Annotated in this window: 9 protein-coding genes and 1 pseudogene; 8 read left to right on the top strand and 2 right to left on the bottom strand. The window is 67.5% G+C overall.

Annotation, left to right across the window (positions count from 1 at the left end; all coding sequences use genetic code 11):
* Window positions 1-313 (top strand): type II toxin-antitoxin system RelE/ParE family toxin (locus MXD95_RS07265; RefSeq protein ID WP_250639776.1); only part of this gene is annotated, 313 nt, incomplete at its 5' end.
* Window positions 313-630 carry a type II toxin-antitoxin system RelB family anti-toxin gene (relB, locus tag MXD95_RS07260; protein WP_250639775.1) on the top strand — a complete coding sequence of 106 codons (318 nt, stop codon included), beginning with the start codon at window positions 313-315 and terminating at the stop codon, window positions 628-630. The genes MXD95_RS07265 and relB, both read left to right, overlap by 1 nt.
* Before the next feature lie 142 nt (window positions 631-772).
* Here the strand turns inward: relB and MXD95_RS07255 are convergent, their stop codons facing one another.
* Window positions 773-1,324 (bottom strand): transposase, encoded by a 552-nt coding sequence (locus MXD95_RS07255; RefSeq protein ID WP_250639774.1) that lies wholly within the window; start codon window positions 1,322-1,324, stop codon window positions 773-775.
* Window positions 1,325-1,344: 20 nt separating this feature from the next.
* Between MXD95_RS07255 and MXD95_RS07250 the strand changes: the two genes are divergently transcribed.
* The 4 genes from MXD95_RS07250 (at window position 1,345) to MXD95_RS07235 (ending at window position 4,400) form a co-directional block, all read left to right on the top strand.
* Complete coding sequence (locus tag MXD95_RS07250) at window positions 1,345-2,427, top strand: integrase core domain-containing protein (RefSeq protein WP_250639773.1); 1,083 nt, start codon at window positions 1,345-1,347, stop codon at window positions 2,425-2,427.
* 220 nt (window positions 2,428-2,647) lie between these two features.
* Window positions 2,648-2,887: a hypothetical protein gene (locus tag MXD95_RS07245; protein ID WP_250639772.1), complete on the top strand. Its 240-nt coding sequence runs from the start codon at window positions 2,648-2,650 to the stop codon at window positions 2,885-2,887.
* The gene (locus MXD95_RS07240; protein WP_250639771.1) at window positions 2,884-3,315 is read left to right on the top strand and encodes a type II toxin-antitoxin system VapC family toxin; all 432 of its coding nucleotides are present in this window, start codon (window positions 2,884-2,886) and stop codon (window positions 3,313-3,315) included. Before MXD95_RS07245 ends, MXD95_RS07240 begins: the two co-directional genes overlap by 4 nt.
* A gap of 575 nt (window positions 3,316-3,890) precedes the next feature.
* A complete protein-coding gene (locus MXD95_RS07235) occupies window positions 3,891-4,400 on the top strand; it encodes a hypothetical protein (protein ID WP_250639770.1) in 510 nt (169 codons plus the stop codon).
* A 324-nt stretch (window positions 4,401-4,724) separates the two neighbouring features.
* Here MXD95_RS07235 and MXD95_RS07230 read toward each other — a convergent pair whose 3' ends face one another.
* Complete coding sequence (locus MXD95_RS07230; RefSeq protein WP_250639769.1) at window positions 4,725-4,973, bottom strand: hypothetical protein; 249 nt, start codon at window positions 4,971-4,973, stop codon at window positions 4,725-4,727.
* A gap of 378 nt (window positions 4,974-5,351) precedes the next feature.
* Between MXD95_RS07230 and MXD95_RS07225 the strand changes: the two genes are divergently transcribed.
* The gene (locus MXD95_RS07225; RefSeq protein WP_250639768.1) at window positions 5,352-6,047 is read left to right on the top strand and encodes a cysteine hydrolase family protein; all 696 of its coding nucleotides are present in this window, start codon (window positions 5,352-5,354) and stop codon (window positions 6,045-6,047) included.
* Window positions 6,048-6,176: 129 nt separating this feature from the next.
* Window positions 6,177-6,602: pseudogene (locus MXD95_RS07220) on the top strand (DDE-type integrase/transposase/recombinase); the annotation flags it as partial.
* Window positions 6,603-6,749 lie beyond the last annotated feature (147 nt).

Below are 6,749 nucleotides of genomic sequence, written 5' to 3'. Positions count from 1 at the left end.
CGCGTCAACTAATCCTCCTTCCGTGATGCCCCCTATTCTAGTAGGGGGCACTGTCCGGAAGAAAAGAGGCACCTCACTAGGGAGGCCGCTCGTCGACGCGATCAGCGGCTCGTCGTTGCCGAACCTGAAGGAACTCAGGCCGGGGATGGTGCGGATCCTGTTGTGCTTCGACCCGTGGCGTTCGAGCGTCCTGCTTGTTGCCGGAGGCAAGGCGGGGCAGTGGAACGGCTGGTATGCCGAAGCGGTCCCGCTTGCGGAGCAGCGCTACAAGACCTACCTGGCGGAACGCGGCGAGGGAGAGGGCTGTCAGTGATGAGCGGCTATACACGGTGGTCTGACATTCGTGCCGAGCAGGTTGTCCGGGCTGGCGGGGAAGAGGCGGTTGCTGCCGGTCGCCAGGAACTCCTCGCGGTCGCGGTGGGTCATCGGCTTGCTGAGGTGCGCCGGGAGCGGGGACTGACGCAGGCGCAGGTCGCGGAGCGGATGGGTGTGACCAAGGGACGGATTTCGCAGATCGAGCAGGGTTCGCTGTCCGGTCAGGATGTGGTGGCTCGCTACGCCGCTGCGCTCGGCGGCCGGCTGCACCAGGCGATCTACTTCGATGACGGGGATATCGCCGCGATCGCATGAGCGGCGGTGTCGCTGCATCCGTTGCTGGAGAAAGCGGCAGAGCCCCGCGCCCTGGATGGGGGCTGCGGGGCTCTGGCCTGTCTCAACCGTGCGTGCGCTCGGAGGGAATCGAACCCCCAACCTTCTGACGCTTCTATGTCTGTCAAGGGGTTGGTGTGGTGGTTGTGGCGAGTGCGGGTGCGGCGGTGAGGGCGCGGTAGAGCTCGCGGGCGATGTAGTGCTTGAGGCGGCGGTGGATCTCTCTGCTGGTCTTGCCTTCGGCGGTGCGGCGGGTGACGTAGGCGCGGGTGGTCGGGCAGGAGCGCATGCGGACAAGGGCGACGGTGTGGATGGCGCTGTTGAGGGCGCGGTCTCCGCCGCGGTTGAGCCGGTGACGGATGGTGCGTCCGCTGCTGGTTTCCAGGGGGCTGGTGCCGGCCAGGGCGGCGAATGCGGCGTCGCTGCGGCATCGTCCGGTGCGGGAGAAACTCACGATCGCCTGGGCGGCGGTGACAGGTCCGAAGCTGCGGCGCGCGGTCAGGCCGGGCATCAGGTCGTCCACGATCTCGCGGAGTTGCGCGCTGTTGGTCTTGAGCGCGGGGGTGTTCTCGCGTAGCGCGATGGCGAGACGGCGGATCTCTGCGTGGCGGATCGTCTGTTCGCGGGTGGAGTTGCGGGGCTGCCGGCGGCGGGAGAGCCGGTCGAGGATGGTCATGGTGAGGCTGCCCCGGGCGAGTGCGCGGTCAGTGTCGTCTCCGCCGGCTCGTCGCCTACGGGGTGCCCGAGGAAGTCCTCACGGACAACGGCCAACAGGTCACCGACCGGTTCGGGAAAGGTGGGGAGGTGCTGTTCGACCGGATCTGGCGGACCCACGGGATCCGCCACCGCCTCACCCGCCCGGCGTCGCCCACCACGACCGGCAAGGTCGAACGGATGCACCAGACGCCGCGCCGGGAACTCCTCGACACCGGGGAGATCCACCCGGACCTGTCTGCCGCCCAGGCGGCGCCCGACCGCTGGCGGGTCGACGACAACACGGCCCGGCCGCATCAGGCGTTGGACATGGCCACCCCGGCCTCCCGGTTCCGCCCGACCCCCGAGGGCGAACGGGCATTGCTCCCACTTGAACTGCCCGCCGCGCTCCATGCCGTGCCGCCACCCCGGTCCGCGGCCGACCAGCCCGAGTCCGCCGAGCCGCCGGCCGCACCGGACGAATCCGTGGTCGGTGCCCCGCTGCCGGCGCCGTGGACGGGCGGCCCTGTCGAGTTCGATCGGGTCGTGCCCGCCTCGGGGAACATGGCCGTGGCCGGTATACAGTTCTGGCTCGGCCCCGCCCGCGCAGGTCTGACCGTCACCTTCTGGGCCGACCTCGACGTCATTCATCTCCTGATCGCCGGTGCCAGGGGCAAGACCGTCCGCTCGCACCTGTCCGTCAACGACCTGGCCACCCTCGCTACCCGCGGCGGACGACCCGCCGGACCACCCCCGCTGCCACCCATCGAACCCGGCGCGGCGCTCGAGGCCGACCGGACCCTGAGCAAAGCAGGCACCTTCGGTCTCGGTGGACAGATCCTGTTCGCCGAACCAGTCACCGTCCAACGACGCGCGTCGAACAGCGGGATCATCATGGTGGTCGTCGGCCAGAAGATCTCGATCGGCCGGCACAACGCCCGGCGCACCGTCACCATCCACGTCGCCGAACACACGATCACCATCGACCACGGCGACGGCGAACTGCGGACCCACGCTCGAACCACCACCCAACCCGTCACGAAGATCAAGGTTCAGCGGCCCCCCAAGGCCACCTCAGTTTCCTAGCCCTGCCGTCAACCATCAGGTGGAACCGAAACGTCAAACATCAGGTGGGACTAGACAGCGGGCTTTGGCCTCGCCGCGGCGCACTGCGCGGCAGGCGTAGGAGCGATCAGACGAGCGTCCTGGTCACCCGGGCGGGGTTGCCGATGGCGCGTCCGTCTCGCTGACGCGCTACCCGCCCGTCCGACCGGACTACGCTGGCATCATGACAACTGCGCCGCATGTGGGCGATGTGCACCGGATGGTGGATCGGCTTGCGCCTGCCCAGGTGGAGGCTCTTTATGTGATCCTCGGCGGCATGCTCGGCTCGCGTCCGGCCCCCGGGTCCGTGCAGCCCGTCGACGACAGCGCAGCCACGCCGGTGCGCCGCTTGTCGTTCATCGGGATCATGGATGGCGAACACGACCTGGCTGAACGCTCATCTCGGGTACTTCGCGAGGAACTGGGCGAGCCCGACCGGTGACGATAGTTGTCGACACCGGCGTACTCGTCGCCGCCATCAACAAGCGGGACAGGTTCCATGAGTCGTGTGCCCACTTCCTCGTGACGGCCGCCGAGACCCTGGTCGTTCCCGCGATGGTCATCACCGAAGTCTGTTATCTGCTTGCGCGGCGGGGGCACGGAACACCGCAACTGGCCGCCGCGTTCCTGGAGTCACTGGCGGCCGGAGAGCTTGACGTGGAGGCGCCGACCGCCGCCGACCTTGACCGCGCTGCCCAGCTCGTGCGGCGCTATGCCGATCTTCCGCTCGACGCAGTCGACGCCGCCGTCGTCGCTACAGCGGAACGCCTGGGCACATCCAAGGTCGCGACAGTCGACCGCAGGGACTTCCAGATCGTCGTTCCCAGCCACTGCGACGCCTTCGAGCTTCTCCCGGTGACCCTCGGCTGAGAGTGAGGGCGAGACGGACGACGCCTGAGGTGTCCGGCAGTACTGCCGGCAGTATTCGGGGCCGGAAAGCGGCAGAGCCCCGCACCTTGGATGGGGTGCGGGGCTCTGGCCTGTCTCAACCGCGCGTGTGCTCGGAGGGAATCGAGCCCCCAACCTTCTGATCCGTAGACCTCGGCGCACCGTCCACGAACGTCCACCGGCGTCTGCCGGTGCAGAGCGACATCGGGGACGTCGATCGACGTCTGTCCCCCTTTGCAGTACGACTGCAGTACGGCCGAACGCCGGAAGACGGTTACGGAACGTGGAAGGGTCGGCCAGCGGATAGGAGGAGGATGAGTCATCCTCGCGGTCCGCGAACAACTCCCGTCAGCGTCTGCCGCGGCCCTTGGGCGTCCCGCCGGCTCAGGTAGGGAGACCTGTGCAGCACACGCCTTGCGTCCGACGGACGACCTAGATTGTTCCGGTCCGGTTTGCGCTCCTGCCGCGGAGTAGGGCGAACTTCCTGACAGCGCCCGCTTACCTTGCGCTCCCGCCTCGCTCATGCTATTGATCTTCTTTGGGGAACGGGGGGGACAATGAACGATCCAGTTGCGACGGCTCTCATCTCGGGAGGGGTGGCGCTGGTGGTCGCCGGTTTCGGCGCTGTGCTGTCTTTCCAGCAGCTCAGTCGCGAGCGGCTGAAGTGGCGGAGCGAGATGAAGACGTCGTGGAACCTGGAGCTACAGAAAGCGCGTCTTTCCGCGTACCCGGCGGCCTTCGAGATCCTCCGGCAGCTCTCCAAGGGTGGACCTACTCCGGTCACTGCCGCCACCGCGAGCACGGTAGCTACGCAACTCAATGAGTGGCTGTACTCGGTAGGCGGAATGTCCGCTGATGAAACAACGCGAGGCGCGATACTTCAGGTACGCCACTTCTGCCGCCGTTGGGCCCGGGATGGCAGTGCGTACCATCCCGGCGACCTCTACGGTTGGAGGAATCAGGCACTCCTCGCGCTTAGGCGCGACCTCGACCTGCAAGGCCTGGAGTCCTACGATCTCGGCGAGGATTCGACCATGCTCAAGAGGATGGAGAACGATCTGCTTTAGGGCCGCCTTCGGGAAGCGCTGTGCTCGGCGAGCAGCCGGTACATGGTGCGCGGGGATGCCAGGTAGATCCCCTCGTCCAGCAGGGCCGCCCACACCTGGTCCGGGGAGGCGTCGGACGAATCGCTCCGAGCGCAGCATGTCGAGGACCCGGGCCCGCTCATCGGCTGACAGGGCCGCCGGCGCGCCTTGTGCGGGATCGGCGCCGGCCGCGGTGGGCCGGGCTTTTCCGGTGCCGCCGGTAATGCGTCGCCCGGGACCGGCTCACCGCCCGGCACGCCGCGACGGCACCGATCTTCGGGACCAGCTTTTCCAGGGCTTCCTCGGTCAGCTTGTCGGCGTGTTCGGCGATGGCGGGTTCTCGTCGGGAGCGCCCTCGGAGAGTTTCTCCAAGAGCGCGGCAAGTTTTCCCTGGACATCGATCACGAACTGGGCCTTCGCCAGTTCCTTCTCCAGTTTCGTGTTCTGGGCTCGGAGCTTCTCCAGCTCCTTGTCACGATCGTCGACCGGGGGGCGTCCCTTCGGTTTCGACAACCCGGCCGGCGCCCCGGCCTCTCGGGCCTTACGCCACTCCACGATATGCGCCGAGTACAGATTCTCTCGCCGCAGGATCGCGTCTTTCTGTCGTCCGGGGCCGCCTCGTACTCGGTCAGGATCCGCAGCTTGTACGCCGCCGAAAACGACCGCCGCCGGGCCTTCGGCTCGACCTCCGGGTCCGGCCGCCGGCCACCGCCCTCACGTCCGTCCACACGGACATCATCGACCAGGCCACGCCCAGCCGTCCCCACCACAGTCACGATCTTCCTCTCCCAACCCGCCCAGGTCACAAGATGATAACCATCACCTGACTCACCTCATCTTGACGGATAGGGTGACGGAAGCCCACAGATGATGGTCACACGGAGGTTGATGCTCTCCTCCGCCCCTCCTTCGCTGGATCGAAGGGAGTGTCCCGTGGCCGAATCGTCTTCGTTGGACCAGTTGGCATTGCTCGTCATCGACGTCCAGAACGACTTCAGTCTTGGATCCGCACCGCATGCCGTTCCCGGGACCGACGCACTGGTGCCGACCATCGCCCGGGTCGTGTCGGGGTTCCGGGCGGTCGGGCTGCCCGTCGTTCACGTCGTTCGCCTTTACCTCGCGGACGGGTCCAACGCGGACCTGTGTCGACGCCCGCTACTCGCGTCGGGCGTGCCGCTCGTGCGGCCGGGCACCGAAGGCAGCCAGGTGCGGACCGAACTGCAGCCCCAGCCCCCGTTCTCCCTCGACCACGAGTCGCTGCTGGCCGGAAAACTGCAGCCTGTCGGGCCGAACGAGTGGGCGATGTACAAGCCGCGGTGGGGCGCGTTCTTCGCCACCGAGCTCGAGGCACATCTGCGCATGCTTGGCGTCGAGACGGTGACCGTCGTCGGTGCCAACTTCCCCAACTGCCCGCGCACCACCATCTACGAGGCCAGCGAGCGGGACTTCAACCTTGTCGTCGTGGCGGACGCGCTGTCCCGCGCCTATCCGCAGGGCCTCGACGAGTGCGCCGGGATCGGCGCACGCATCCTTGACACGGACGAACTTCTCACGCTTCTCGATGGAGCGGCCGACTTCGCAAGGCAGGGGTTTGAAGGCCGAGGCTCGGCGGTGTGGACCGCCGCCTAACGATCTACGATTACACGGGACGCGTGCCGGCACCACCGGCGTGGGTACCAGCCGGGGCACGACGAGCCAGTTAGCTCTGCCGCCGCCGCGCACGCCGGTTGGCATGGGAACGAACAGGGGCACGTCAGCCGGTGGACCTACGTGCGCCGGCCGGTTGACCAGCACGGGCAGGTCATCGACATCCTGGCCAGCACTCGCCGCGACCAGGCGGCAGCCCGCAGGTTCTTCGCCGCGGCGCTGTCCCACGGGCGCCGGCCAGTCGAGGTCACCACCGACAAGCCATCCGTCTACCCGCAGCTCCTCGACGAGCTGGTGCCCGAGGCCTGGCACGTGGATGCCGCGCAGGAGAACAACCGGATCGAAGCCGATCAACGCCGGTTCAAAGCCCGGCTCCGCCCGATGCGTGGTCTGAGACGCCTCCGCTCCGTCCACACGATCAGCGCTGGACATGCCCTCGTCCAGAACATCCGCCGAGGCCATCACGAACTCGCTGTCGACACCGACCCGCACCTTCGGCTTGCTGCTGCGTTCACCGAGCTCGCCCGCGCCGTCTGAACACGGTTACCGAGGCCCCGGGCGTGCGCCAGATCCTCCGAAGGCAACAGCGCGCCCAGCTGAACAACTACTAGTAGACTGTCGCTGCTAATGTGTGGGGTATAGGTGGCGGAGTTTGGTGCGGGCGTCGTCGGTGGTGAACTGCCA

This window comes from Frankia sp. AiPa1 (assembly GCF_023243075.1).
In the GTDB taxonomy this organism is placed as follows: domain Bacteria; phylum Actinomycetota; class Actinomycetes; order Frankiales; family Frankiaceae; genus Frankia.
The sequence above is the reverse complement of the archived record's forward strand: the minus strand, read 5'-3'. Positions and strand labels throughout refer to the sequence as shown.